This window comes from Sandaracinus amylolyticus, assembly GCF_000737325.1.
Classification (GTDB): domain Bacteria; phylum Myxococcota_A; class Polyangia; order Polyangiales; family Sandaracinaceae; genus Sandaracinus; species Sandaracinus amylolyticus.
In genome coordinates, this window is sequence record NZ_CP011125.1 from 6929872 (window position 1) to 6955725 (window position 25854).

A 25854-nucleotide genomic window follows, 5' to 3' on the forward strand; every position below is an offset into this window, starting at 1 on the left:
GAGCCGGCCACGCTGCACGAGCATCCGGACGCCCTGACTCGTCATCCGCAGGACCGCCGCGACCTGCCTCGTGTCGACGAGTTCGCCGTGCTCGCCGACGAGCAGGTCCTCGAGATCGGCGGACGCGCTCGACATCGCTTTCACGCGGGCACCATCCGCACGCGTACCGGCGCGCGCCGAAGTCGCGCGAGGTGCGCGCCCTCGCCGTCCTGCATGCGCCGACCGTCGACGCGCAAGCCGAGCTGCGCGCCGACCGCCGAGCTGCACCACTCGCCGTCGGGCGCAGCGCACACGGGGCACACGTCCCACGTCGCGCGCTCCTCCCACGTCGTCTCGCGCTCACGCATCGCGGCGCTCCTCGTCGATCACGGGATCGCCTCCGAGCTCGCGGAGGGCGTCCATAGCCGCGCCGAACGCCCAGCTGAGGCCCTCCACGCGGACGCGGTCGCGTGCCGCCTCGAGATGCCCGCGCGCGCTCTCGATGCGAGTTCCGTGCGCGTCCCGCTCGCGCTCCGCCGCGTCGCGCTCCGCGATCGCACGCTGCCGCCCGCGCTCGGCGTTCTTCACGAGCTGCCGCTCGAGGTCGATCTCGCGCTCGAGCTGCTCGACGCGCTGCGCCGACGCGAGCAGCCGCGCGGCCACGCGGTCGACCGCCTCCTCGCTCCCGCCGCCCATCAGCGCTCGCGCTTCATCACGCATCGTCGTCGCTCCTCTTCGCGAGGAAGCTCTCGGCGAGCTTCCGGATGTGGTCGGGGTCGATCTGCTGCGCGGCCGCGATCTCGGCGTCGGGGTTCCGCAGGCCTTCGACCTGCACGCGCTTCACGCCGAGCACGTCCATCACGATCGGGTCGGAGCCCTGATCGGTCGTGAGGTAGTAGGCGACGACGGGGTCGGTCTGGCCGTCGCGGTGCACGCGGCCGATGCACTGCTCGTGCACGCCCGGCGACCAATCGAGCTCGGCGAACACGACGGTGCGGCAGACCGACTGCAGCCCGTCGAGTCCCGCGCCCGAGCGCAGCGACATGAGCAGCACGCGCGCCTTGCCGTCGACGAACGCCGCGCGCGCGGCGTCCTTCTGCGTCGCGCTCTCCTCGCCCGTGTAGCGCGCGACGCCGAGGTCTTTGAGGCGCTCCTCGATGACGTCGTAGACGGCGTGGTGCCACGCGAAGCAGAGCACGCGCTCGCCGCTCTCCACGAGCAGGCGCAGGAAGTCGGCGACGAACGGCGCCTTCGCGATCCCGGTCGCGCGGCGGAGCTGCCAATCGAGCTCGCCGCCGGCCTTCATCTTGTCGAAGCCCTTCTGGTCCTGCGCGAGGATGATCTTCGCGAGCTCGGCGGCGCGGCCCTGGATCTCCTCGAGCGGCTTCGCGTCGCAGTCGACGTGCTGCGCGGCGCGCGTCACCGCGGGCAGCTCGCGGCCGACGTCGGCGCGGGTGCGGCGCAGCATGAAGCCCTGCTCTCGAGCCCACGCGCCGAACGCGCGCGGGTCCTTTAGCTCTGCCTTCTCGCGGTCCGCACCCTCGCTCCCGCACCACGTCGCGGCGAACTCGGGCCAGCTGCCGAGCGCGCCCGGCGCGAGCACCTCGAGCACGTTGAACATCTCGGCGCCGTAGTTGTAGATGGGCGTCGCGGAGAGCCCGACGCGCAGGTCGACGGCCTGCGCGATCTGCGTCGCGGCCTCGTACTTGTTCGAGCCGTGCTTGCGCAGCTCCTGCACCTCGTCGAACACGACCGACTTCGCGATCGGCGCGAGCACGTCGGCCCACTTCGCGAGCTTCGAGTACGACGTGACGATCACGTCAGGGAGCTTCGGCTCGGTCCCCGCGATCTCGAGCTGCCCCGCGCGCCGCTTGCGGCGGCGCGGGCCCCACGCCGCAATGTCGTAGATCGCGCCGTCGCGGATCCGGTGCACGCGCATGCCCGGCGCGAAGCGCGCGAGCTCGGCCTCCCACTGCTTCGGCAGGTGGGTAAGCGTGACCACGAGCGCCGGGCGCGCCGTCGGATCGGTCAGCGCGCAGATTGCCGAGGCGGTCTTGCCGAGGCCCACGTCGTCGGCGAGCAGGAGCTGCCGCGTGCGGAGGGCGAGCTCGGCCGCGCGGCGCTGGTACTCGCGCGGCTGGATCGCGAGGTCGAAGGTGCGCGGCAGGTAGCCGGCCGCGAGGATGCGCTCGACGGCTTCCTCCGCCTCACGGTGGCGGCCCGCGCGCTCGGCCGCGTAGTCGGCGGGCTCGATCGACAGACGCCAGCGCTCGCAGACCCACTCGATGTCGCGACAGGCCTCGAGCGTGTCGGCGACGACGATGCGCTTGCCGCTGCGCGCCGATCCCTGGAAGAGGCGGCGCAGGCGCAGCATCACCGACGGCGCGGCCTCGATGGACCACCACCGGCGACCGTCATCTCCGATGACGAGGCGGGCGGTGCCGAAGGCGCGCGGCTCGCGCGCGAGATCGCGCGCGGCGCTCACGCCACGCCTCCGAGCCACACGACCGCGAGCGGCTTGTCGGCCATCGTCGCGAACGAGCGGAGCGTCAGGTGCCTCGCACGAGTGGTCACGAGGACAACGCTCGTGACCCGCGGCGAGCGCGCGTAGCGCTCGAGCTGCCGGGCCACCTCGCCCACCGCGCCATCGACCTTCACCTCGATCGCGACGCCGTCGTCGGTGAGGAAGTCGACGCGGCTCCGGGCGTCGAGGCGCACCTCGCGCTCGAACTCGACGCCGTCGTAGCGCAGCGCCGACTCGATACCCTCGTGCAGCTCGTGCTCGTTCGCGGCGAGGAACGCTCGCGAGCGCAGAGCGGTGGTGACTCGTTCGGCGGTCACGGCGACGCGCCCTCTCCACAGTCGCACGTGCTGCGCAGCTCGGAGATCTCTCGCGCGCGCCGGCTGTTCAGCTCGCGCGCCTCCTTCAGCTCACGCTCGAGCGCGCTGTGCTGCGCCTTGAGCTTGCGCCAGTCGTCGACGTGGGGACGCTCCTCGAGGTAGTCGATGTAGTTGTCGAGGTCATCGACGTCCTCGCGGTCGTGCCGCTCGAGCAGGGAGTCGAGTTCGACGAGACGGCCGCTCACGCGCTCGCGCTCGTTCAGCGCGACAACGAAGGCTTCCGCCGTGCGGTGCGGCCACTCGCCCTCGACGCGCGCGACAACTACGCCGCGCGCGTCGACGACCACGTGGGCTCCCTCGCGCAGCTCCGCGCGGAACGGCCCCGGATGCAGCACGGTGTCCATCACGCGTTCCTCATCGGCATGGTCACGTTCAGGCGCTCGCGCGCCGCGTCGACGACGACGAGCGGATCGAGGTCTCCCGCGAGCTCGACGGTGATGACGTCGTCGACCTGCGCGTTCAGCGCATGCCGCAGGTACACGCCGTTCACCGCGATCCGCGTGTCCGGCCCCTGCTGATCGACGGCGACTGCCGACTGCGCCTCGCCGCGTTCGGCGGACTCCGCCTTCACCGAGAGCGAGCCCGCCGCGAGCTCGAGCGAGACGCCTCCCGAACCGTCCGGGCTGGCGAGCATCGCGAGGTCGATCGCCGAGATGAGCTCCGCGCGCGCCGCGCTGATGCGCGTCGGGTGCCCCGTCGGGATGACGCGGTCGTACGCCGGAAAGCCGTCGTCGAGGAGCACCGTCGACAGGCGCAGCGCGCCGACCCGCAGCTCGAACAGCTTGTCGCCGCGAAGCACGTCGACGCGCTCGGCGTCGCCCATCGCCTTCGTGATCAGCGAGATCGCCTCCGACGGCACGACGACGCGGAACGACCCCGCGGGGGCCTCCTTGAGCTTGCTCGTGTGGAGCGCGAGGCGGTGCCCGTCGGCAGCGCACGCGCGCAGGGTGCGCGCCGAGCCCTCGACCTCGAGGAGCAGTCCGCCCAGGTGCGGGCGCGAGGTGTCGCTGCTGACGGCGTACGACGCCGCGAACACGTCGCGGAGAGCCTGCGCGGGCAGCTCGATCCACCCCTGTTCGGTCGCGGCGAACGGGGGCACGGGCCAGTCGTCCATGCGCGCCGTGGGCAGGCGCACGCGCGCGCTGCCCGACGACACAACGAGCGACGAGTCGGCCGCCGAGAGGCGCACCTCGTCGCCGCCGAGCTTCGCGACCGCCGCCGCGATCGCAGCCGCGCTCACGAGCGCCTCGCCCGACTTGGCGATCTTCGCCGGCGCCGTCGCGCGCGCGGCGCGGTGCGTCTCGTTCGCAGTGAGGCTGAGCACCGAGTCGCGCGCGACGATGTGCGCGTTCTCGAGCACGACCATCGTGCTCTTCTTCGTCGCGACCTTCGCGACGGGGTCCAGCGCGCGTGCGAGCGCGCGTCGATCGATCACGACGTCCATCAGCCTCCTGCCTTTCTCGCGGTCCGGTGCCGCTTCTTCGCGCTCGGATGCATCACGCCGCGGCCTCCGCGGGATGCCGCACGTTCGCGCGCACGATCGCCTCCGCGAGAGGCGGGCACACGCTGTTGCCGACGAGCGCGATCTGGTCGGTCTTCGTGAGCGGGCTTCCACCCGCGCCGCGCTCGATCACGTAGTCCTCGGGGAAGCCCTGGGCGCGCGCGAGCTCGCGCGGGGCGAGCATGCGAGAGCCGATGTCGCCGATGAGGTATCGCTCGCGACCGATCCGGATCGGCCGAGGCTCGATCCCGTGCGCGCGCAAGAACGCGCCGACGTCGGCGCGGCAGTCGGCGACCGGCGCGAGCGCCGCCGTCGTGAGCGCGTGGTGGTCCTGCGTCGTGACGGTGCCGATCGGGCGCTCGAGGCCGTGCCCGACGACGCCTCCGTAGTGCTTCGTCAGGAACGCGGCGACGAGGGCGTGCTTCGCGCCGCCCGCGACGACGGTCCCGAGCGGCTTGTCGAGTCCAGGAACGCGCGGCGTCTGCCCTTCGCGCTCGCCGTACCCGGTCTGGATGAGCGTCGGGACCGCGAGCGCGAACTTCCCGCCGCCCGCGGTGACCGTGTGCAGCGGCGCGCCGATGTCGGTCGCCGTGCACGTGCCGTAGAACTTCACGACGAACGGGCGCGCCGCCTCGAACACGTATCGGCGCACGCCCTCGGCGATCCGGCGCAACGTCGCGGGCGCGAGGGGCCGCGAGCGCGTGAAGATCGACGGCGTCGGCAGCGACCAGTCGATCACCTCGGCAGCGATGCGCCACGGGCGCGCGCGCCCAGGGCCGTGCGTCGGCACGGGCCAAGAGATCGGCGCGCCGTCGCGTCGCGCGACGACGAAGAGCCGGCGTCGCGTGGTGGGCGCACCGAAGTCGGCCGCGACGAGCAGCCGGTGATCGACGACGTACCCGTAGCTCTCCAGCTTGCGGCGCCACGCGCGGAACGTCTCGCCCGCGCGCCCCTTGATCGGATGCCCGTCGCGATCGAGCGGGCCCCACGCGAGGAACTCCTCGACGTTCTCGATCACGATGACGCGCGGGCGCACCTCGCGTGCCCACCGCACCGCGACCCACGCGAGCCCGCGGATCTTCTTCGAGCGCGGCTTGCCGCCCTTCGCCTTCGAGTGATGCGTGCAGTCGGGCGAGAACCACGCGAGCCCCACGGGGCGGCCGGCGCAGATCTCGCGCGGGTCGACGTGGAAGACGTCCTCGACGAAGTGCTGCGTCGCCGGGTGGTTCGCGGTGTGGACCGCGATCGCTTCCGGCCAGTGGTTGATCGCGATGTCGACGGGGCGGCCGAGCGCAGCCTCGATGCCCGTCGACGCGCCGCCGCCGCCCGCGAAGTTGTCGACCACGAGCTCGCCCGCCAGCCCGTCGAAGAGGTCGACTTGGTGACCACGTCGGCGCTCCGCGAGCGTGGCAGCGCGTCGTGCTCGCTCACCGCGCGGCATGACCATCCTCGTCAGCGCTCTCGCGCGCGCTCGGGTCGGCGGGGTCGAACGTCACGCGCACCACGCGGCCGAACGCGCCCGCCTTCGCGAGGTGCGCGACGTCCTCAGGCTTCATGCGCAGCGTCACCCGCTCGTGGCCGTCGACGTCGAAGCCGATGCCGACGACCTGCGCGCGCACCGTCATCGCCGCGCTCACGGCCGCACCTCGACCTTTCCGCCCGCGATCTCGATGCGGGCGTCGCAGAGATCCACGACCTCGGGCGAATGGGAGACGAGCAGCACTCGCGAGGCGCCGACCTGATCGGCCGCGCGGCGCAGCATCGCGACGTACGAGCGCGAGCGATCCGGATCGAGCGCGGCGCCGCTCTCGTCGCGCACGAGCGTCACGCCCTCGAACCCGCTCTTGCGCGCCGCGAGCATCGCGAGCGCGAGCGAGACCGCCTCGCCGATGAGCACGCGCTCGCCGCCGCTGAACGTCTCGACCGGCGCCTCGCGCCCGCGCTCGGTGTCGAGCACGCGCACCTCGAGGCCTTCGAGGACGCGCTTCCCGTCCGCCGAGATCCGCGTCGTGTCGATCGTCACCGTCCAGCGCGACGAGACGCACGTGTGCAGGAGGTCGTTGATCGTCGCGGAGAGCTCGGGCCCGGCCGCGTCGATCTCCATCGCCTGCAGTCCGTCGCGCCCGAGGTCGGCTGCGAGCCGCGTCCAGTCCGCCAGCTCGCTCTCGAGGTCGGCGCGCTCCGCGTCGAGCGCGGCAAGACGCTCCGCCGTCGCCCGCGCGTGCTCGAGCTGTCGCTGCGTGACTGCGACGGCGCCGTGCGCGCGGCGCGCGCGCTCCTCGGCCGCGGCCGAGGCCTCGTCCGCGGCGCGCACGTCGGGCGCCGGCGGGATCGGCGCGGGCTCGGGCACCATCTCGAGCTCGCACGCCAGCGTGTCGACCGCGTCGCGCGCCGACTCGAGCTGCGGCTCGAGCTCGGCGAGCCGGCCCTCGGCCGCGTCGAGCTTCGGCACCAGCTCGAGCACCTTCGCGAGCGACTCGAGCTCCGCGCGGATTGCGCGCGCGGCCGCGGTGCTCGCGTTCGCGGTCGCGTCGGCGCTCGCGCGCGCCGAGCCCGCGTCCCGCTGTCGCGCGTCGAGGTCGCGCGATCGCCCGTCGAGCGTCCGCAGCTCCTCGCCGATGTCGACGAGCTCGCGCTCGGCGGCCTCGATAGCCGGCAGCCGCGACGCGCGCTCGCGCGCGACACGGAGTGTGTCGCTGGCGTGCGCGAGGTTCTCGCGCGCGGACCGCACGGCGTCTCCTGCGGCCGCGAGCGCAGCGGGGGCTTCGCGCGCCGCGCGCACCGCCGCGTCATCCTGCTCGAGCGTCCTCGCGGAAACGTCGCGGATTTCGTCGGCGCTCGCCCCTGCGTCCACCAGGTTGACGGTCGACTGCAGCGCGGCGCGGAGCGTCGCGACGCGATCGTCCGCCCCTGCGAGACGACGCTCGCGCTGCTCCTCGAGCGCGCGCTGCGCCACGTCGACCGCCGCGCTCGCCGTCTCGACGCTGGCCTCGAGCGCGAACACCTGCGCAGCCGCGGCGCGCACCGCGTCGCGCCCGCGCAGGACGTCGTGCGCGCGGCGCTCGCGATCGCCGAGCACGCGGACGCGCGCCTCGATCTCTCGCGCTTCGCGCGCGAGCGGCTCGACCTGCGCGCTCGCCGCACGCGCCTGCTCGGCGGCGACGAGCATGTCGGCGTCGGCCGCAGCGAGCTGCTCTCGCAGTTCGGCCGCGCGTCGCACCGCGCCGCGGATCTCCTCCGTGCGCTCGAGCAGCGCGACGTTGTTGCGCGCGCGCGCCTCGAGGTCGGCGACCTTCGCGCGCGCTGCGGTGAGCTTCGCGTCGAGCTCGGTGCGGTACTCGCGCGCGGTGCGGGCCGCCTCGACCAGCGCCGCGATCCGGGCTTCCTCGGCGCGGGCATGACGCGCGGCCTCCTGCGCCTGGCGGACGCGCTCGGCCCATTCCTCGACACCGCGCTCCGCGTCGCGCAGCTCGGCCTCCGCGGTCGCCACGTCGACGCACGCACCGCTGACCTCCGCGCGTCGCGCGGCGGCGCGCTCCATCGCTTCGCGGGCGTCGCGCGCGCGCTCGCGGGCGACCTCGGCGAGGCGCTCGTACCACTCGATCCCGAGCACGCGCAGGAGCAGCGCCTTGCGCTCGCCGGGCTTCATCTCGACGAAGCCCGCGGAGCCCTGTACCGCGAGCGTCGACGCGAAGAGCACCTCGCGCGGAGGCAGGTGCTGCGCGGCCCACCCGTCGAACTCGCGCACCTTCCCCGCGATGAGCGCGGGCGCGCCGAGCGCGTCGAGCACCATCGACTCGCCCTTGCCGGTGATCGCGTCGACGGTCTGCCGGATCGTCCACGGCGCACCGTTCACCGCGCGCACCTCGACGAACGAGTCGCGCGTGGTCGCGAGCGCGGCGAGCGCGCCGCGAGTCGGGCACTCGCGGTAGAGCGCGCCCGCGAGCAGCTCGAGCAGCGTCGATTTCCCGGCGCCGTTCTCGCCTGTCACCGCGACGAGTCGGCCGCTGATCGACGAGAGATCGACGCGGATCTCGTCGCGGAACGGACCGATCCCGCGCGCTGCGATGGCATCGAATCGGATCACGACGCGGCCTCCTCGAGCTCGTGCGCGCGCGGCAACAGCCGGGCGGCGCGGTCCTCGTCGACGTCGCCGCGCGCGGCCCACAACGCGCGCAGCTTCTCCTCGAGCGTCCGGGCCTTCGCGACCTCGGGCGCGCGCGCGGCGTTCATCGCCACCACGACGTCTTCGAGCTTCACGTTGACCGCGCCGCGCGCGCGCCAGTCCGCCTCCACGCGTACGGCAGCGTCGCGCGCCGCGACGCGCTCGTCCGCGCGGACCGTGTACCGGAGCCGAATCTCGGCGCCCTCTAGTGGTCCGATCAGGTCCGGCGTCTGGTGCTCGCCGTCCCAGCGGAGCGCGCCCGCTTCCCACGTGGCGCTCACGAGCAGCATCCGCGCGCACGGCGTCGTGATGCGCGTGACGCGGACGGGCTCGTGGTTCTCGAAGTCGAGGACCACGTACCCCTTCTCCTCGACCTCACCGAACGCAGTGCGACGCGGCGAGCCCGGGTAGATCACCGGCGCGGTCGCCTCGTACCAGGGGCGATCGGTGGGCTGCGAGGCCGCTTCCCACTCTTGCGGCATGTGGATGTGGCCGAGCGCGTACGCGTCGGCGTTCGCGAGCGCGAGGTCCTCGACGCCGAGCTCCATGTCGCAGCCGACGAGCGGCTGCCCGGTGCTCACGCGCGAGTCGCGCACCATCGCGTGCGAGAGCAACACGCGCGGGCCGCTGTGTTCCGCGAGCTGCTGCCCGAGGCCGAGCAGCACGCGACGCAACGCATCCGACGGGTCGAGATCCGGCGCGCGCGCCGCGAGCTCGGCCTTGCGCGGCCACGCGAGGCACGCGACCGCGACGCCGGCCACGACGTGCACGGCCGCGGCCTCTTCGACGATGATCGGATACTGCGCGCGCAGCTTCGAGAACAGCGCGAGGTCGCCCGGCGCGTCGTGGTTGCCGCGCACGATCACGACGGGTGCGAACCGCGCGACCGATCGAAGCCAGTCGGCGACCGCGGCGCGCTCGCGCGGCGAGCTCTTGCGCTCGAACACGTCGCCGCTGTGCAGGACGAGATCGACGCGGCGCTCGCGGATGTCGTCCGCGATCCATTGGTGCACGCGCACGCACTCGTCGAAGCGCGAGTGCTCGTCGAAGTGTGAATCGGCGATGACGGCGATGCGGGTCACGTTCCGGTCCTCGGGAGACGGCGCGCGGCGACGCGGCGGGGTGCAGGGCTCGAGCGGCGCGCCTCGCTGATCGCGTGCGCGACCACCATCGCGACGTGCGCCGCCGCGTTCCGGAGCTTCGGGTCCGAGCTCGCGCCGAGGCCGTGGTGAGCGAGCTGCGCGCAGATCGACTCGTGCCACTCCTCGGCGGAGCGCTCGTGCGGAGGCTTCGACATCGCGACTCCGCTCAGGTCGGGTAGTCGTCGTCGCTGGGCGGAGCGTCCTCGGGCGGCTCCTCTTCGCCGCGCCGGCGCGCGAGCTCGCGATCGATCGCGTCGAGCAGCCGCTGGTTGTCGTCGCGGAAGCGCGACTTCTGCGGGTCCTCGACCATCCGCGCGAGCGCGTTGGCGACCCACTCGAGGTCCTCGTCGTCAGCGGTCCCGATCGTCGTGCCCTTCGCGCGGCCGAACGGGAGGATCATGGAGCTGCCCGCGGGCTCGCCCGCGTCGTCGGTCTCGTCCGCGCGCTCGTCCTGCGGCGCACGCGACGTGGCGCGCGAGGGCGCGTCGTCGACGACGTGCGTGTCGATCGCGTCTTCGTCGAACCCGTCGTCGAGCGCGTCTCGGCGCGCCATCCCCACGGGCGGCGGCGGGCTCCCAGGGGGGAGCGCGGCGGGCGCTCCGTAGAGCGCGGTCGTCGTGCCGAGGAACGTGTCGGCGATGCGCTGCGCGAACATGCGGCGCAGCTCCGGATCGTCGCTGTGCCCGGTGAACATCGGGCGCGCCGCCGCGAACGGCTTCTGCAGCTCTTCGACGGTGTACGACGTGCGGATGCCCAGCGATCGGATCGCTCGGTTCTTCGCCTTCGACTCGGCGTGGCCGAGGATGTGGAGGCGGATACCGCGCACCTGGTTCTCGGCGCGCTCGCGAGCGACGCGGCGGAGCTCCGATTCGCTCTTGTTCTTGTGCTCGGCGAACTTCCGGAGCTTCGCGAGCGACACCGACACGAGGTCTTGGATCGCCGGCGAGCCCTCGCGGACGTCGACGATCTTCTCGCCCTTCACGACGCGCACGGAGCCGTCGAAGTTCCGGACGTGGCCGACGGCCTGGTAGTGGACGAAGTAGGGGTCCGAGCCGTCGTCGATGCGGCGCGTCTGCTGCGGGTCCCAGCTGCCGCCCACCGCCGCGAAGATCCGATCGAGCACGCTCTTGCCGAGGCCGCGCTTGCCGCCGCCGTCGTCGCCCGATCCCGGGATCCCGTAGGTCTCGGTCGCGACGTCGACGAACACCGGCGAGATCGCGACCGAGCATCCGGCCGGGAGCGCCGACGCGGTCGTCGCGGGCGCGACGAGGTGGCACCGCTCCTGCGCCTTCCGAAGCGCGTCCTCGACCTGCTCGGGGAGGTGGAAGGTGCCGCGCACCGCGGCGTCACTCTGCGCGCGCGCGAGGGACGCGCCGGGACGCTGCGCGGGCGGGCGCTGCTGCGTGGTGCGTGCCTGCGTCTGCGGTGCCCGAGTACTCGTCGTCGACATCACGATCTCCCTTCACCGCGTCGCGCAGCGGCGACGCGCTTCATCCACCTCGCCATCGCGCGCACAGGCGTCGCGCGGCGCTCTTCGGTCGCGAGCACCGCAGCGGCGAGCACGACGTGCTCGAGCTCGCTCCGGCGCCGCGGGCACGGGCACGGACGGCCGAAGCTCGTCCACGTCGCGCACCGCGTGCAGTACGTGTTCGCGCTCACGCGGCCCTCGCGCTCGGCGCGAGACCGTGAGCACTCAGCTCGGCCGCGGTCGCGCTCCGGATCGCGCGGCCGTTCATCTCGCGCCAGACGCCGTCGTCGTAGAGCCAGCCCCAGCGAGGCTCGTACGCGACGAAGCGCGGCTCACGAGGGCCCGGGAGCGGGCTGCAGTCGCGGCAGCCCGGGCACTCCTCGAGGTCGCCGCTCCGCATGCGGATGGAGCCGTCGCAGCGCATCACGCCGCCGCTCCCACGCGCACGGTCTCACCGTCGGTGCGCGGGCTGTGGTCGCGCTCCGTGCCGAGGTCGGCGAGACCTTCGACCTTCGCGATCTCGGCGTACGTCGCAAGCGTCGGGAGCGGCGCCGGCGCGGGGAGCGGGAGCTTGCGCGCGAGGTCGAGCTCGGCAGCTGCGACGGTGGCCCCGCATCCCGTGGCGACGAACGCGCTCCGATCGGTCGCGAACGCGCGCACCTCATCGGGGTGCCCGGGCTTCGACCACGTCGTGTAGCTGACGCGGCGCACCCCGCGCGGGCGGGCGGAGCGCCACGAGTCGATGTGCGCGCAGGCCGCCTCGTACTCGGCGGCATCGAAAGTCGGCCACGTGCCGCCGCCCTCCTCGACGATCTCCTGGAGCCGCTCGATCGGCATCCAGTCGTCGGTGCTGATCGACGCGCTCACGACGCGACCTCGAGGCCGAGGCTGGTCGCGAGACGCTCGCCCGCGGCGCGCACGCCGTGCGGAAGCACGATGACCGACTCGACGACGCGGCCGTCGCGCTCGAGCAGCGCGCCGGTCTCCGCGACGCGGAGCACCGCCACCGCGAAGCCCGCGGCCGCCGCCCGTCCCGGTGCCGGCCTGCCCTCGATCGTGACCCGTCGGTTCGCCATCCCGCCCTCCGCGTCGCGCTCAGCGCGTCGTCGATGGGCCTACCCTGCGGCGAATCCGACTAGGTGTCAAGTACTAGGCGGAGCGTGCTCGTGAACTCGTGCGTTCGCTCACGAGTTTCGTCGTTTTCTCCGTTGGAGATCGATCCGCAGATAGGGATCGATCACCACGTGGAGTCGCCCTGGCTGAGGTGGGAGGGGACCGCCGCTCGAGCGCTCGAGCGCGCGAAGGTCGGGGCGCCGGTCAGCGCATTCGAGCTCGCGAAGGGGCTCGGCCTGGAGATCGAAGCCTGGTCGGGCGCGGGCGCGGAACTCGACGCGGACGCGCAGGTAATCCGCGTGAACCCACGGGTGCGGCTGGTCCGCCGCCACGGCTTGATCGCGCACGAATGCGGGCACTGGGTGCTTCGCATAGAGGGCGACGACAGCGAGAAGGGCGCGCGCTACCTCGCGGGCGCGATGCTCCTACCTCGCTGGGACTTCGACCTCGACTTGAAGCGCACGGCGTGGTCGCTGCTGAAGCTGCGGGACCGCCACCCGAACGCGAGCGCCGAGATGATCGCGCGCCGCATCGTCGAGGTTCGCGAGGCGGTCGCGACGATCATCGACAACGGCCGCGTCACGAGCCGCGTGTTCACGCCGGGTCTGATGGTCGAGCCCCGCCTTCGCCGCGTGTCGCGATGGGAACGCGGCCTCGCGGACCAGGCGCTCGAGGCGGGCGCGGAGGTTCGCGGCGACGAGCTCTGTTACGCGGTACCGCTCGTCGACGGGCCGTGGCGCCGCGTCATCGTGGTCTGCGAGGCCGAGCAGCTCAGCCTGCGGCAGCGATGACTACTCCGTGAGCTTCGGCCTCTGGATCGCGCGGCCACGTTTCCGCGCGCGCCACCCGCGCACGAAGCCGTCGACCACCTCGTAGGTGATCTCGTCGGGTCCACCGCTGCGCCGAAGACGCCGAGCAGCCGCGATTTCGTCGGGCTCGAGCTCCGGGTGGGCCTCGATGTAGGCCTCGATCTCCGGGTAGCCGAGCTCGTCGTCGCGCTCGACACGCTCCTGTCCGTGCTTCATCGGGCCGTCGCCGGAGTCGAGCCACTCGACGCGCACGCCGTAGAGGAGGGCCAGCCGACGCACCTTCGCCATCGACGGCTCGGCCACCTTGCCCAGCTCGTACTTGGAGAGCGTCCCGATATCGACTTCCGCATCGGCGGCCGCCCGCTGCTGCGTCAGTCCGGCGGCCTCCCTCGCCACCTTGAGGCGCTCGCCCAGCTCCCGCGCGTAGTCGCTCACGCCTGGATAGGCGCATGGTGCGTGTTTCGCTGCAAGAGACATCGTTACCGCCTAATCCTTGACGCCTAGTAGGATTCGACGTAGGGTCGAGTCCCATGAGTGACCGAGATCCGCGCCGCGTCGCGATGGGGCAACGGCTGCGGAGAGCACGCGGGGGGATGACCCAAGTCGCGCTCTCCGAGGCGACGAAGATCAACCAGTCGACGCTGTCGAAGTACGAGCGCGGCGAGATCGAGCCCGGCATCGACTCGATCGTCGCGATCGCCGAAGCGACCGGCGCGTGCATCGAGTGGCTCGCTACCGGCGTCGGCGACCCTCCGGCCGACAGCGCAACCCCGGACGCGGCGGCCTGAGCGTGGAGCCCTCGACGGTCGACACGCTGGTGCGTGTCCTCTTCGCGTGCCTGCTGCTCGGCGGGTACGTCGCGTTCGTGATCGCGCGGCTCGACCGCGCGCACGAGCCGCCGCGGAACCGCCGCGTCAGCGACAGCGCGTCCGTATCGAGCTCTGGGATCCGCGAGGTCGCCACGCCTCGCAACGTGAAGCGCGCCGCGAGCGCGCGTCAGGGAGGTCGCGCGTCGTGAGCATCCCCGAGCAGCCGTTCAGTCTCGTTCCCGAGGCCGCCCGGAAGCAGGCGGAGATCACGATCGGAGAGCGCATCGAGGCGCTCGTGCATCGCTCCGGCACGCGCGTCGTGGACGTCGCCCGCGCGCTCGGGCTTCGCGACAACAAGCTGTACGCAGCGTTCCGCGGCACCGAGCACTTCCGCCTCGCGTGGCTGGAGCTCCTGCCCGCCACGGTCGAGAGGCTCTTCATCGAAGAGCGCGCCGCCGCGCACGGGCTCGAGCTGCGCCCCGTCGCCGACGAGGACGCGCACCCGCGCTCGCTGCACGACGTCGTCGTCGAGCTCGGCGACGTGCAGCGCGCGGCGAGCGAGGGCGAGCGCGACGGCCACCTCAGTGTCGACGACATCGAGCGAGAACTGCGCGAGTGGGACGACGTCGAACGCGTGCGCGCCTCGCGCGTGGCGCACCTGCGTCGCCTGCTCGCCGAGCGCGGCGGCGCCGTCGGGTCGCGGAGGAAGTCGCGATGATGCGGCTTCGCGTCGCGCTCGCGGTCACGCGCGCGCTGTGCTTCATCGCCGCCGACACGCTCGCGCACGTCGGCACGCTCCTCGAGGACTGGAACGCATGGCTCGACCGCACCGAGCGCGCGGAGGTCGAAGAGCTCGACTTCGCGACGTGCGACGAGTCGGTCGTTGTGATCGGCGAATGCGTATGCCGCGCGCCGATCGTCGGCGACGGCATCTGCGCGAGCTGCGAGGAGTGGGTCGCGCGTTCTGAGGTGCAGGCATGAGCCCGCCCGCGCCCGCCCCTGGGCACGCGCATCGCCGCGATCGCGCCACGGAGCAAGAGGGGCAGAACGCCTCGGAGTACGAGCGCTTCCTCGCCGGCAAGCACGTCGAGGCACCGCGCTCTCCCGTGCCGCACGGCGACCTCGACGCGCGGCTCTTCCACTTCCAGCGCGACTGCGTGCGATGGGCACTCGAGCGCGGCCGCGCCGCGCTCTTCGAGGACTGCGGTCTCGGCAAGACGCGGCAGCAGCTCGAGTGGGCGCGCCACGTCGCCGCGCACGCGGGGCGCGTGCTCATCTTCGCGCCGCTCGCCGTCGCTCAGCAGACCATCCGCGAGGGCGCGAACATCGACGTGCCCGTCGCTTACGCGCGCGACATGGACGAGGCGGGCGCCGCGCCGATCGTCATCACGAACTACGAGCGCCTCGACCGCTTCGCTGCCGCGCTGCGCGCAGGCGTCTTCGCGGGTGTCGTCCTCGACGAGAGCTCGATCCTCAAGAGCTTCATGGGCAAGACGAAGCGCGCGCTGATCGATGCGTGCGCGAGCGTCCCCTACCGCCTCGCGTGCACCGCGACGCCCGCGCCCAACGATCACCTCGAGCTCGGCAACCACGCCGAGTTCCTCGGGGTGATGGCTTCGCACGAGATGATCGCGCGCTGGTTCATCAACGACACGAGCACCTTCGGCACCTACCGCCTCAAGGGCCACGCCGTCGCGCCCTTCTGGGATTGGGTCGCGAGCTGGGCGATGTGCGTCGGGCGACCGTCGGACCTCGGGTATCCGGACGACGGATACGCGCTGCCCGAGCTGACGATCACGCCGCACGTCCTCGACGTCGATCTCGTCGCGGACCGCGGCGACCGGCTCTTCCGGATGCCCGACATGAGCGCGACCGCCATCCACAAGGAGCGGCGCCGCACCGCGACCGCGCGCGCCGCGAAGATCGGCGAGCTCGTCGCGCGCGACTACGACGAGCAGTGGCTGGTCTGGTGCGAGACCGACTACGAGGCCGACGCGCTCCGCGAGGTGATTCCCGAAGCGGTCGACGTGCGCGGCTCGCACGCGCTCGAGCGGAAGGAGCGCGTCGCGATCGACTTCGCCGACGGGCGCACGCGCGTGCTGATCAGCAAGCCGTCGATCTTCGGGTGGGGGCTGAACTTCCAGCGCTGCGCGCGCGTCGCGTTCACCGGCGCGACGTTCTCGTACGAGGGGTTCTACCAGGCGATCCGCCGGTGCTGGCGCTTCGGCCAGCGGCGCCCCGTCCACGTGCACGTCGCGATGGCCTCGACCGAGGCGAGCGTGTGGAAGCTGCTCACTGCGAAGAGCGACGGGCACGACGAGATGCGCGTGCAGATGAGCGCGGCGATGCGCCGCGCGCAGGCGCGCGAGGCGGCGGTCCAGCGCTATCGCGCAACGACGCCGATGCGACTCCCCAACTGGCTCCGATCGGAGGCTGCATGACTCACGTGCTCGATCAGGCCGAGGGCGAGAACTGGACTCTGTACCAGGGAGACTGCGTCGAAGTCGTGCGCGGCATCCCCGACGCGTCGATTGGACTGAGCGTCTACTCGCCGCCGTTCTCCAACCTCTACACCTACAGCGACTCGGAGCGCGACATGGGGAACAGCGTCGATGACGCCGAGTTCCTCGAGCACTACGCGTTCCTCGTGCGGGAGCTCCTGCGCGTCACGCGCCCCGGCCGGCTCTGCCTCGTGCACTGCAAAGACCTCGTCGACTACAAGGGCCGCGACGGCCGCGCGGGACTGCGCGACTTCCCCGGCGAGCTGATCCGCATCCACGAGGCGGCCGGCTGGAAATACCACTCTCGCGTGACGATCTGGAAATGCCCCGTCACCGAAATGCAGAGAACGAAGGCGCACGGACTGCTCTACAAGCAGCTCCGCACCGACTCGACTTTCTCGCGTCAGGGCCTCGCGGAGTACGTCCTCGGATTCCGCCGCTGGGCGGAGGAAGGCGAGGAGGTCAGTCCGGTCACGCACACCGAAGAGAGCTTCCCGCTCGACCAGTGGCAGCAGTGGGCCTCGCCCGTCTGGATGGATATCGACCAGACGAACGTGCTCAACGCCGCAGTCGCGCGCGAGGACGGCGACGAGAAGCACATGTGCCCGCTGCAGCTCGACCTCATCGAGCGCTGCATTCGACTCTGGTCGAACCCGGGAGACGTCGTCCTCTCGCCGTTCGCCGGCATCGGCAGCGAGCCGCGCAGCGCGGTGAAGCTCGGCCGGCGCGCCATCGGGATCGAGCTCAAGGGCTCGTACTTCGCGCGCGCGGTTCGCGAGCTGCGCGACTGCACCAAGCAGCTCGACCTCTTCGCAAGGGCTGCGCTGTGATGCTCCCCGCCCCCGCATACGACGACGGGCGCGTGACGCTCTACCAGGGCGACTGCCGCGAGCTGCTGCCCCTGGTGCTCGAGCGTCACGGGCGCCCCGCGCATGTCTTCACCGACCCGCCGTACACGAAGCGCACGCACGAGGGCGCGCGCACGCTGCGCGGCGGTGGCGACCCGAAGGAACTGATCGATTTCGCAAACGCGGAGATCGACTTCGTGCGCGAGGTTTTCGCCGCTGCGCGCCCGCAGCGCTGGACGGTCGCGTCCGTCGATCACGTGCACGCGACGCTGCTCCAGCTCTCGCCTCCCGAGGGCATGCGACACGTGCGCACCGGCGTGTGGATCAAGCCGGACTGCGCGCCGCAGATGAACGGCAAGCACCCCGCGAACGGGCACGAGTCGATCGCCATCCTCCACACGCACGAGCCGATGCGCTGGAACGGCGGCGGCGAGCGCGCGGTGTGGACGCACAACGTCGAGCGGTCGATCGACTGGCACACGACGCCGAAGCCGCTCGGGCTCATCGCGCGGCTCGTCCGCGACTTCACCGACGAGAACGAGCTTCTGCTCGACATGTTCGCCGGCAGCGCGACGACGCTCGCCGCCGCGATGCAGGAGGGACGTCGCGCCGTCGGCATCGAGCTCGACGTGCATCCCAAGACCGTCGAGCGCCTCACGCGCGCGGCGCAGCAGGTTCCGATGTGGAAGCCGCACACGGAGAAGCGGAGGACGGCCGTGCTCGACTTCGGGGGCGACTCGTGATCCGCCTCGAGGTCTTCCGATGCGCGCCGCTCTCGTGCTGGCTCACGCGCGAGAGCTGCGGCGACCGCAGCGAGACGCGGAAGCCCCTCTGCGCGACGTGCGCGGTGGGCGCGCAGCACGCGCGCGGCGAGCTGCCGACCACGTGGCCCGACGGCGCGCCCATCGAGCTCGACGTTCGCGAGGTCGACCGGCCCGCGCCTCCGCCCGTGCCGAATGCGTCGCGTGCAACGACGTTCCAGCGGCAGACGAGAGCGCAACGCGCGCGCCGCGCTGCAGTCTCGAACGCGGTCGCCACCCAGCCGCGACGCGGCCCCGCGAACGCACGCTCGATCGCGTACGACGGGCGCACCGTCTCGCTCAGCGAGCTCGCACGGCTCACCGGGATTCACCGGGGCGCGCTCAAGCACCGCATCGAACAACTCGGCCTGTCCGCCGAGGAAGCAGTCGCGCGCGGCCGAGACACCCGGCACCTGCCGAAGCGAACGTGGCCGTTCGATGGTCGCGAGGTCGGCATCGAGGAGCTCGCGCGCGCTGCCGGCGTGACGCAGCCGACGATGCGCTACCGGCTCTACGTCCTCGGGCTGACCCCCGAGGCAGCAGTGGCGCGGAAGCGACGCGCACCGTCCAGCGGAGGCGCCGCGTGAGCTACGCGTTCGTTCGGATCGACGCGGAAGCGACGCTGCATCCGAAGCTGCTCGCGGTCGGGCCCGAGGCCGCGTGGCTGTGGGTCTGCGGCCTCGCGCACGCGAACCGGCACACGACGAACGGGCTGATCATGAAGTCGCTCCTGCCGTCGCTCTACCCCGACGGCTCGTGGAGCATGGCGAAGCTGACGAAGCTCGCGCGCCGCCTCTGCGACGTGCGCGTGCCCGGCTCGAACAGCGGCCTGTGGCACGACGACGGCGACGTCTACCGCATCCACGACTACGAGAAGCAGCAGGAGTACGCGCTCAAGGAGAACGTCGAAGCGCGTCGGGAGTACGAGCGGTCCCGGAAGCGCGAGCAGCGCAAGGGCGCGAATGTCCCGGACACGAACGGGACAGACACCGACCCTGTCCCGCCCATGTCCGGGACAAGTCCGGGACATTCGGCCGGGACGCCCGACGGGACACCGAGCGGAGTCCCACCGACCAATTACCGATCCCGATCCCATACCGATCCGGATCCCTCGCTGCGCTCGGGATCCGCGCGCGCACCCACGGACGGCCCCGAGCTGGTGTTCGAGGGTGGGCCGACGATCGCGGGACTCGCCGAGCAGGTGTGGGCGCAGCGCATCGGAGCGCGAGGCGGGGCCCACGTGATGCGCTCGGGCGACGCGACGCACTTCCGGTCGATCGCGGAAGCGGCGCAGCGGTGCCGCGGCGACGCGCCGCTGCGCACGGTGCTCGAGTCGTGGTTCGACGAGTGGGTCGCGACGCGCCGCTCGCAGCGCCTGCGCGTCGAGTGGTGGGCCGAGTGGTGCGTCGAGCGCGCGGCACGCGGCGGAGGTGTCGCGGGCGGCTGGGCGCCGCCGCGCGCTCCGGGCTCCTACGGGACGACGAACGAGGCGGACTTCAACCGGACGCTCGGAGACGTGAGCGACGAGGACCTGGCGCGCGTCGAGCGCGGGCGGAGGGCACATGGCTGAGCGAGCGCCGACCACGATGCGCCCGGAGCTGCGGGCCATCTTCGAGCGGGCGGAGCCCGCCGACGAGCAGGACCTCGCAGCGCTCGAGCAGCGCTCGCAGCGCGAGGCCCGGCGCGAGCGACTCGCGCGCTCGGGGATCCGGCTGCGGCCGGACGACCGCAAGGCGCTGATGAACGACGAGCTCTACCCGACGCAGGCGCTGCGCGACGTGAAGCGCTGGCTCGCGGCGGCGACGCGCACGCCGAACCCCGGACCCAACTTCCTGTTCGTCACGGGCGGCACCGGCCTGGGAAAGACCGTCGCGGCAGCGTGGGCGCTCACGCGCCAGGGCGGCCGCTTCGTGACGATGGAGACGTTCCTGCTCGACTACGCACGGTACCTGCGCGACGTGTCGCGCGACCGCGCGGCGGAGCTCGAGCGCGAGCGGTACGCCGCGCCGGGGCTCCTGGTCCTCGACGAGCTCGGGACCGAGGCCGACGCGGTGCTCGCCCGCACGGCGCTGTCGTGGCTCGTCGACGCGCGATGCGCGCGCCGGCGGCACCTCACCATCGTGCTCTCGAACCTCGCCGAGGCGGACGTCGTCGCGCGGTTCACGGCGGGCATCTACGACCCGCGGACGTGGGACCGCCTGCGTCGCGACGGCGCGTTCGCGAAGCTCGACGGCGAGTCGCTGCGGCGTCCCGACTACGACGCGGCCGCGCCGCGCAGGAGCGCGCCGTGACCTGCGTGTCGCTCGACACGTGCCGCGCGGAGCGGCACCCGCACGTGACCTGCAACGACTGCCCGGCGAAGCTCTGCGTGTTCGCGCTCGAGTACGAGCGATGCCTCGACTGCATCGCGCGCCGGCTGCGCGTCGCGAGAGCGGAGGGGCGCATCGACTCGTTCGGGATCGCGACGCGGCCGGAGGCCGAGGAGCGCTTCCTCGCGGGAGACGACGGCGGACCCTGGGGAGTACTCGAGCTGCTCCCGTTCGCACCGAAGCGAAGCGAGTCGGAGCGGAGCGGAGCGAGCGCAGCTGACCCCCGTTCCCCCACGAACACGCGTGAGCGAACGGACCGCGTCCCTGCAGCGCGGCCGTCGACCGCTTCCGGCTCTCCTCGGGGGGCTACCACGTCGAGGGTCCGACCGGGCTCTCCCCCGGAGCCGCCCTATTCGAGCGCCGCGGGGACCGGACATCGCGGTGACCGGCCGTCCTTGGCATCCGCCCGTGACTTGCCGCCGGCCACCGCTGGGGATCGCGTCCCGACTGCCCGAGGGCAGCGGAGGTGACCATGCCGAAGCCGACCGGGCAGAACAAGAGCCGTGCCGAAAGGGGCCGAAACGCTCCCGGATCGTCGCCGAGCGTGGCCGCTCGGCGCGCCCGCGGCCTCCGCATGCTCCGTGAGGGCTCGCGCGTGAAGCACGTCGCCGAGAAGCTCGGCGTCAGCGTCACGACCGTGAAGCGCTGGCAGGCCGCCGCGAAGCTCGGCGAGCAGGTGAAGGCCGAGGTCGAGACCGAGGAGCAGGCGCGGCTCCGCGTCCTCGAGGAGGCGCGGACGAAGCTCGCGAAGGAGGTCGGCGACGCGGTGCAGACCGTGATCGACGTGATGCACTACACCGCGGCCGACGCGCTCGACGTCAACGAGGGCGACGTGAAGCCGAGCGAGTTCGCGCGCGCCGACTCCCGCGTCGCGAAGGTGCGGCTGCAGGCGGCGCTCGCGGTGCTCGACCGCGCAGGGCTGCCGAAGGTCAACGTGCTCGAGCACGGCGGCGATGCGCTGTCGCTCCTCACCGACCACCTGAACCGCGCGCTCGCGCAGGACGTCGACGAGACGTGAGCTCGGCGGAGCGAGCCGATCCGCGCGCGGTCGCGCGCGACGCCGCGAAGGTCCTGCGCGACCTGCGCCGGCTCGGCTCGCTCTTGCGCATCAAGACCAAGGCGAACGGCATCGTCACGTTCGACTACTCGAAGTGGCACCCCGAGCAGCGCGCGTTCCAGCGCGACCGCACCGGGCGCGACGTGATCCTCAAGGCGCGCCAGGTCGGCTTCACCACCGAGGAGCTCGGCCGCGACGTGCAGTACGCCCGCACGCACGAGGGCGTGCAGGTGCTCATCGTCTCGCAGGACGCCGAGCTCGCCGAGGTGCTCTTCCAGGCGGCGCACCTGATGGTGCGCGGGCTCGTCGAGCTCGGGCTCTGCCCGAAGCCGAAGTACTCGACGCGCCGCGAGATCGTGTTCTCCGACAACCACTCGGCGATCCGCGTTGTCGAGGCGGGCAGCACGGAGAAGAGCGCCGACAACAAGGGGCGGTCGGGGACCATCAACCGACTGCACGCCACCGAGGTCGCGTTCTGGGGCGCGGCGCAGAACACGATGACGGCGCTCCTCGCTGCCGTGCCCGAGAGCGGCGAGGTCGTGATCGAGTCGACCGCGAACGGGTCGCAGGGGCTCTTCTACGAGCTGTGCACCACGGCCCTCGCGGGCGGCGGTGAGTACAAGCTCCACTTCTACCCGTGGCACATGCACCCGACCTATCGGCGCGCGGTGCCGGCGGACTTCGATCTGCGACCGCGCGACCGGTGGGAAGAGCGCCTGCGCGCGGCGGGGTGCGACGACGAGCAGATCGCGTGGTGGCGCTCGCTCGTCGACAACCCCGCGCGCGGCGGGCTCGAGCGCGTGCTGCAGGAGTACCCCGTCGATCCGCAGTCGTGCTTCCGCTCGCCGGGAGGCGCGTACCTCCCGACCGAGTGCGCCGACTGGCTCGGCGAGCAGGTGCGGAAGCCGCTCGCCCTCGAGACGATCGAGGTCACGTCGGGCGGCGCGAGCCGCAAGCTCGGCGAGCTCGTCGTCTACGAGCAGCCCGTGCCGGGCGGCAGCTACATCGCGGCCGCGGACGTCGCCGAGGGCATCGGCAAGGACGCGAGCACGATCGACGTGAGCGAGTGGCGCACGGGGCGCACGGTCGCGACGTTCGCGAGCGACACGATCGAAGCGGGCGATCACGGGCTCGCGCTCGCGTGGGTCGCCACGAAGTACAACGGCGCGCTCGTCGCGCCCGAGCGCAACAAGGACGGCGCCGCCGTGCTCCGCGTGCTCACGCGCGAGGAGAGCTCGGTCACGCCCTACCCGCGCATCTACACGCACGACGACGGGCGCCTCGGCTGGCCGACCACGCCCGCGACGCGGCCCGTCCTCTTCGACGACTCGCGCCGCGCGATCGAGGAGCGGTGCTGGCTCACGCCGGACGCGCGCACCGCGGCCGAGGCCCGCACGTTGGTGAAGGTCGACGGCAAGCCCGTCGCGCGCGGCAAGGGCACCGCGGGCGGCGCGAAGGACGACGCGTGGGTCGCGAAGGCGATCGGCTGGCAGGTGCGCCAGCGCGCGAGCGACGAGGCCGGGACGGTCGAGACGGGTGCGACTCGCGAGACGTCGTCGCTGCAGGGCTACTGGTGAGCGGAGGATGGGCATGGACGAGAAGCGGCTGAGCGAGATCGAGTGGCAGGCGCGCGAGTACGAAGGGCGCAGGCACGAGGGAAGCGCGATGCGCGACGCGGCCATCGAGCTCGTCGCCGAGGTGCGACAGCTGCAGCTCACGCTCGCCGGCATCGCGAACCACCTACGCACGTGGGCGACGACGAGCGCCGCGGCAGCGGAGGAGGACAACGACGGCATCCAGGCGTACACGCGCCGTGATGTGCACCGCTGCCGCGCCGCGACGGTGGACGATGCGGCGTCGTTCGTGGAGACGCGCATGCGCGCCCTCGGTCTACCGCTCCCGTTTCCTCACGCGTCGGCGCACTTCGTCGAGACTCGCGCGCACCACGATCCCGCCGTCCGCACCGAGCTCGAGCGCAACGTCGACTTCGACGCGGACGGCGGTGAGTCGGTCGCTCCCGCAGCTCCCGCACCGGAGGGGAACGACGCCCGGCTCGGCGCGGACGCCGACACCGCACGCGTCGCAGACGTAGCCGTCGGGCTCCCCCACGAGCAGACCGTGGCACGCGGGCCGGAGCGCGTCGACGAGGAGCGGCCCGCGTTCGTGCCGATGGCGAGGCTCGTCGAGAACGCGATCCCGAGCCCGCCCGGCGAGATGGCTGTGCAGCTCATGCGCGCCGTCGCGCTGCACGGACCGCTGACGCGCGTCGCGCTCGAAGCGTGGCACATCGAGGCCCAGGGCGATCAGCGGCTCACCGTCGCGTGGCTCCTCGCGCGCGGCTTCCTCGAGGAGCACGCGGGGCGCGTCGACCTGCGCGGGCTCGCGGGCAAGACGCGGCCTGTGATGAGCGACGCCGAGCGGCACGCGCGCGCCGACGCGGTCGAGAGCGCGGTCCGCGCCGCGATGATCGCGCTGAGCGCGGCGCGTCGACCGAGCGCGGCGCTCGGCACGCTCGGCGACCTGCTGCGCGAGGGCGTCCGCGGGATCGAGGCTGCGCGGCGCGCCGACGAGGCGAAGCGGAAGGGGCGGCCGTGAGCCGCCGCGTGCACCTCGACGGCACGCCCGAGGGCGGGCTCCCGCAGGCGCTCTGCGGCATCCCGGGCGGCAACCTCTCCCGTGACGCGGCGGCGGTCACGTGCCGCCTCTGCCAGCGCCGCGCGAAAGCGCTGGCGCTCGCGATCGACCGCGAGACCGCACTCGCTATCGTCGGGCCCGAGCACCTCGATCCGCTCCCCTACACCACGCCGGGCACGGCCGAGCTCGAGCCCGCGAGCGTCGCGATCGTCGAGCGCCTCGACGCCCTCGATCGCGGCGACGACGTCAACGTCGAGCAGGAGCCCCGGTGGTCGTCGATCGACCGGGCCGTCGAGCACCTCTTCCGGGTGCTCGACGACGGCGCGCCCGTGCGCTCCTCGTTCCGCGCCGAGGCACCCGTGCAGTCGAGCGGCGGGACCGCGAGCGCGACCACCGGGCGCGAGGACGTGCTCGCCGTGATGCGCGCAATCGACGCCGCGTACGACACGCAGCGCGTCTTCGGCGACCTGGTGCTGAGCGTCGAGGTGCAGCGGCAGATCCTCGAGTGGCGCATGGTCGGGCGTCCCGTGGACCAGGCGACGGCGCCGGGGCGCAAGGGCAAGATCCGCCGCCGCGTCGGCGTGACGCACGAAGAGCTCGCCGCCGCGCTCGAGCGCGAGACCGGCATGCGCGTCACCGCGCGCCACGTGCAGCTCGTCGAGGGCGCCGGGCGCGAGGCGGTCTACCAGCGCCTCGTCGACGCGGGCGAGGTGCGCGAGATGCGCGGCGACCGCATCCCGTTCGACGCGCTCGTCGGCCTCGCCGAGATCGCGAGCGTGCTCGGAGTCACGCCCGCGACAGCCGCGCGCTACGTCGACAGCGCGCCGACCCGGCGCGCGTTCCGCCGCGGGCGCGTGACGCACTGGACGCACGAGGCGGAGCTGCGCACGTGGATGGAGCGGACGCGCGGACCGTGGACGTGGGAAGTTCTGGGGGGCGCATGACGAAGCGAGAGCTCAGGCCCGACTACGTCGGAATCGATCCCGCGCGGGCTGTGCGTGTGTTCGCCGACCCGCGCATCCCCGCGGGCGTGGGGATGGTCGATGGAGCGTTCCTCTTCGACCCAACGCCGCCCGTGATGCAGACGGTGTCGAGCGCGCCGCCGCTGACGAACGAGAACGTCGAGCGCCACCTCGCGGATGCGGTCGACGCCATCCGCGCGATCGGCCCCGTGCCCGTCCGGATCGTCGCACCGGCGGAGGTGCTTGGCGCGCTCGAGCGCGCGATCAAGCGCGGCGAGATCGCGTGGACCAGCGGCCCTCCGATCGCCGCACATCTGCCGATCGAGACCGCAGCGGAGGGCGACGACCTGCCCGCGTGGACATGCCGCGTCGAGTTCTCCGACGGGTCGACGGAGCTGGTACGACTTCGCTGAGGGAGGCGGGCGATGCGGACGATCTCGACGACGCAGGCGGCGGCGAAGCTCGGCTACTCCGATGACACGATCCGTCGGCAGTGCGAGGCGGGGCGCATCCCAGCGGTGCGCGTCGGCCGCACGTGGAAGGTCAGCGCCGAGTGGGTCGAGCGTGCGCTGCTCAAGCTGCGCGGCGGATCGACGACCGTGACGCGGTGAGCAGCCTCCGCTGGACGAGTCGCTGCGGCCGACGTCACCGCCGACAAGATCAAGGCGAACGTGACGGCAGAGCTCCCGTCTCTCGAACGACGTGCACAGCCACGTCGAGAGCGGGAACGCGTGGGTGACGACGACGTCGTGGTGGAGCGCGACGCGCTGCGCACTGGAGCGCAGAGACGCGGCGC

The 25854-nt window shown here is 72.7% G+C and carries 33 protein-coding genes; 17 read left to right on the forward strand and 16 right to left on the reverse strand.

The features are described from left to right. Window positions 1–140: 140 nt before the first annotated feature. The 15 genes from DB32_RS29300 to DB32_RS29375 form a co-directional block, all read right to left on the reverse strand. Entirely contained in the window at window positions 141–347 is a 207-nt protein-coding gene (locus DB32_RS29300; RefSeq protein WP_053235944.1) for a hypothetical protein, read from the reverse strand. Next, complete coding sequence (locus DB32_RS29305; RefSeq protein ID WP_053235945.1) at window positions 340–699, reverse strand: hypothetical protein; 360 nt, start codon at window positions 697–699, stop codon at window positions 340–342. The genes DB32_RS29300 and DB32_RS29305 overlap by 8 nt, the downstream gene beginning before the upstream one ends. Next, window positions 692–2464: a DEAD/DEAH box helicase gene (locus DB32_RS29310; protein ID WP_053235946.1), complete on the reverse strand. Its 1773-nt coding sequence runs from the start codon at window positions 2462–2464 to the stop codon at window positions 692–694. The genes DB32_RS29305 and DB32_RS29310 overlap by 8 nt, the downstream gene beginning before the upstream one ends. Continuing rightward, window positions 2461–2820 (reverse strand): PDDEXK-like family protein, encoded by a 360-nt coding sequence (locus tag DB32_RS29315; protein WP_053235947.1) that lies wholly within the window; start codon window positions 2818–2820, stop codon window positions 2461–2463. Before DB32_RS29315 ends, DB32_RS29310 begins: the two co-directional genes overlap by 4 nt. Beyond that, window positions 2817–3224: a hypothetical protein gene (locus tag DB32_RS29320; protein WP_053235948.1), complete on the reverse strand. Its 408-nt coding sequence runs from the start codon at window positions 3222–3224 to the stop codon at window positions 2817–2819. The genes DB32_RS29315 and DB32_RS29320 overlap by 4 nt, the downstream gene beginning before the upstream one ends. After that, window positions 3224–4495 carry a DNA polymerase III subunit beta gene (dnaN, locus tag DB32_RS29325; protein WP_157069524.1) on the reverse strand — a complete coding sequence of 424 codons (1272 nt, stop codon included), beginning with the start codon at window positions 4493–4495 and terminating at the stop codon, window positions 3224–3226. Before dnaN ends, DB32_RS29320 begins: the two co-directional genes overlap by 1 nt. Beyond that, window positions 4377–5822 carry a DNA cytosine methyltransferase gene (locus DB32_RS29330; RefSeq protein ID WP_083457907.1) on the reverse strand — a complete coding sequence of 482 codons (1446 nt, stop codon included), beginning with the start codon at window positions 5820–5822 and terminating at the stop codon, window positions 4377–4379. Before DB32_RS29330 ends, dnaN begins: the two co-directional genes overlap by 119 nt. After that, complete coding sequence (locus tag DB32_RS29335; RefSeq protein WP_053235950.1) at window positions 5809–6018, reverse strand: hypothetical protein; 210 nt, start codon at window positions 6016–6018, stop codon at window positions 5809–5811. The genes DB32_RS29330 and DB32_RS29335 overlap by 14 nt, the downstream gene beginning before the upstream one ends. Then, entirely contained in the window at window positions 6015–8549 is a 2535-nt protein-coding gene (locus DB32_RS29340) for an AAA family ATPase (protein WP_338054961.1), read from the reverse strand. Before DB32_RS29340 ends, DB32_RS29335 begins: the two co-directional genes overlap by 4 nt. Continuing rightward, window positions 8465–9628 carry a metallophosphoesterase family protein gene (locus DB32_RS49710; protein ID WP_053235952.1) on the reverse strand — a complete coding sequence of 388 codons (1164 nt, stop codon included), beginning with the start codon at window positions 9626–9628 and terminating at the stop codon, window positions 8465–8467. Before DB32_RS49710 ends, DB32_RS29340 begins: the two co-directional genes overlap by 85 nt. Beyond that, the gene (locus DB32_RS47235) at window positions 9625–9843 is read right to left on the reverse strand and encodes a hypothetical protein (RefSeq protein ID WP_053235953.1); all 219 of its coding nucleotides are present in this window, start codon (window positions 9841–9843) and stop codon (window positions 9625–9627) included. The genes DB32_RS49710 and DB32_RS47235 overlap by 4 nt, the downstream gene beginning before the upstream one ends. A gap of 11 nt (window positions 9844–9854) precedes the next feature. Then, window positions 9855–11138 carry a hypothetical protein gene (locus DB32_RS47240; protein WP_053235954.1) on the reverse strand — a complete coding sequence of 428 codons (1284 nt, stop codon included), beginning with the start codon at window positions 11136–11138 and terminating at the stop codon, window positions 9855–9857. A 205-nt stretch (window positions 11139–11343) separates the two neighbouring features. Further along, window positions 11344–11556 (reverse strand): hypothetical protein, encoded by a 213-nt coding sequence (locus tag DB32_RS29365; RefSeq protein WP_169791601.1) that lies wholly within the window; start codon window positions 11554–11556, stop codon window positions 11344–11346. A gap of 23 nt (window positions 11557–11579) precedes the next feature. Then, window positions 11580–12023, reverse strand: coding sequence for a hypothetical protein (locus DB32_RS29370; protein WP_053235957.1), 444 nt, complete (start codon window positions 12021–12023; stop codon window positions 11580–11582). Beyond that, window positions 12020–12232 carry a hypothetical protein gene (locus DB32_RS29375; protein WP_053235958.1) on the reverse strand — a complete coding sequence of 71 codons (213 nt, stop codon included), beginning with the start codon at window positions 12230–12232 and terminating at the stop codon, window positions 12020–12022. The genes DB32_RS29370 and DB32_RS29375 overlap by 4 nt, the downstream gene beginning before the upstream one ends. Window positions 12233–12400: 168 nt before the next feature. Between DB32_RS29375 and DB32_RS29380 the strand changes: the two genes are divergently transcribed. Then, window positions 12401–13060, forward strand: a complete 660-nt coding sequence (locus DB32_RS29380) for an ImmA/IrrE family metallo-endopeptidase (RefSeq protein WP_169791602.1) — start codon at window positions 12401–12403, stop codon at window positions 13058–13060. Here the strand turns inward: DB32_RS29380 and DB32_RS29385 are convergent, their stop codons facing one another. Beyond that, entirely contained in the window at window positions 13061–13513 is a 453-nt protein-coding gene (locus tag DB32_RS29385; protein ID WP_053235960.1) for a helix-turn-helix domain-containing protein, read from the reverse strand. Window positions 13514–13638: 125 nt separating this feature from the next. Between DB32_RS29385 and DB32_RS29390 the strand changes: the two genes are divergently transcribed. From DB32_RS29390 to DB32_RS29465, 16 genes are all read left to right on the forward strand, one after another. Beyond that, complete coding sequence (locus tag DB32_RS29390; protein WP_275935534.1) at window positions 13639–13866, forward strand: helix-turn-helix domain-containing protein; 228 nt, start codon at window positions 13639–13641, stop codon at window positions 13864–13866. A gap of 2 nt (window positions 13867–13868) precedes the next feature. Next, complete coding sequence (locus DB32_RS29395; protein WP_053235962.1) at window positions 13869–14096, forward strand: hypothetical protein; 228 nt, start codon at window positions 13869–13871, stop codon at window positions 14094–14096. After that, window positions 14093–14605 carry a hypothetical protein gene (locus DB32_RS29400; RefSeq protein WP_053235963.1) on the forward strand — a complete coding sequence of 171 codons (513 nt, stop codon included), beginning with the start codon at window positions 14093–14095 and terminating at the stop codon, window positions 14603–14605. The genes DB32_RS29395 and DB32_RS29400 overlap by 4 nt, the downstream gene beginning before the upstream one ends. Continuing rightward, window positions 14602–14868, forward strand: a complete 267-nt coding sequence (locus DB32_RS29405) for a hypothetical protein (protein ID WP_157069527.1) — start codon at window positions 14602–14604, stop codon at window positions 14866–14868. Before DB32_RS29400 ends, DB32_RS29405 begins: the two co-directional genes overlap by 4 nt. After that, window positions 14865–16328 carry an SNF2-related protein gene (locus DB32_RS29410; protein ID WP_157069528.1) on the forward strand — a complete coding sequence of 488 codons (1464 nt, stop codon included), beginning with the start codon at window positions 14865–14867 and terminating at the stop codon, window positions 16326–16328. Before DB32_RS29405 ends, DB32_RS29410 begins: the two co-directional genes overlap by 4 nt. Further along, window positions 16325–17218: a DNA-methyltransferase gene (locus DB32_RS29415; protein WP_053235965.1), complete on the forward strand. Its 894-nt coding sequence runs from the start codon at window positions 16325–16327 to the stop codon at window positions 17216–17218. The genes DB32_RS29410 and DB32_RS29415 overlap by 4 nt, the downstream gene beginning before the upstream one ends. Next, entirely contained in the window at window positions 17218–17979 is a 762-nt protein-coding gene (locus DB32_RS29420) for a DNA-methyltransferase (RefSeq protein ID WP_053235966.1), read from the forward strand. The genes DB32_RS29415 and DB32_RS29420 overlap by 1 nt, the downstream gene beginning before the upstream one ends. Beyond that, entirely contained in the window at window positions 17976–18623 is a 648-nt protein-coding gene (locus DB32_RS29425) for a hypothetical protein (protein ID WP_053235967.1), read from the forward strand. Before DB32_RS29420 ends, DB32_RS29425 begins: the two co-directional genes overlap by 4 nt. Next, window positions 18620–19606, forward strand: coding sequence for a hypothetical protein (locus tag DB32_RS29430; RefSeq protein ID WP_053235968.1), 987 nt, complete (start codon window positions 18620–18622; stop codon window positions 19604–19606). Before DB32_RS29425 ends, DB32_RS29430 begins: the two co-directional genes overlap by 4 nt. After that, entirely contained in the window at window positions 19599–20327 is a 729-nt protein-coding gene (locus tag DB32_RS29435) for an ATP-binding protein (protein WP_053235969.1), read from the forward strand. Before DB32_RS29430 ends, DB32_RS29435 begins: the two co-directional genes overlap by 8 nt. Window positions 20328–20877: 550 nt before the next feature. Next, on the forward strand, window positions 20878–21423 hold the full coding sequence (locus tag DB32_RS29440; protein WP_083457915.1) for a helix-turn-helix domain-containing protein: 546 nt from the start codon (window positions 20878–20880) through the stop codon (window positions 21421–21423). Beyond that, window positions 21420–23039 carry a terminase large subunit gene (locus DB32_RS29445; RefSeq protein ID WP_053235971.1) on the forward strand — a complete coding sequence of 540 codons (1620 nt, stop codon included), beginning with the start codon at window positions 21420–21422 and terminating at the stop codon, window positions 23037–23039. Before DB32_RS29440 ends, DB32_RS29445 begins: the two co-directional genes overlap by 4 nt. A gap of 13 nt (window positions 23040–23052) precedes the next feature. Then, entirely contained in the window at window positions 23053–24057 is a 1005-nt protein-coding gene (locus tag DB32_RS29450; RefSeq protein ID WP_053235972.1) for a hypothetical protein, read from the forward strand. Further along, on the forward strand, window positions 24054–25040 hold the full coding sequence (locus tag DB32_RS29455) for a hypothetical protein (protein WP_053235973.1): 987 nt from the start codon (window positions 24054–24056) through the stop codon (window positions 25038–25040). The genes DB32_RS29450 and DB32_RS29455 overlap by 4 nt, the downstream gene beginning before the upstream one ends. Continuing rightward, the gene (locus tag DB32_RS29460; RefSeq protein ID WP_157069529.1) at window positions 24986–25471 is read left to right on the forward strand and encodes a hypothetical protein; all 486 of its coding nucleotides are present in this window, start codon (window positions 24986–24988) and stop codon (window positions 25469–25471) included. Before DB32_RS29455 ends, DB32_RS29460 begins: the two co-directional genes overlap by 55 nt. A gap of 12 nt (window positions 25472–25483) precedes the next feature. Beyond that, window positions 25484–25669, forward strand: coding sequence for an excisionase family DNA-binding protein (locus tag DB32_RS29465; RefSeq protein ID WP_053235975.1), 186 nt, complete (start codon window positions 25484–25486; stop codon window positions 25667–25669). Window positions 25670–25854: the final 185 nt, after the last annotated feature.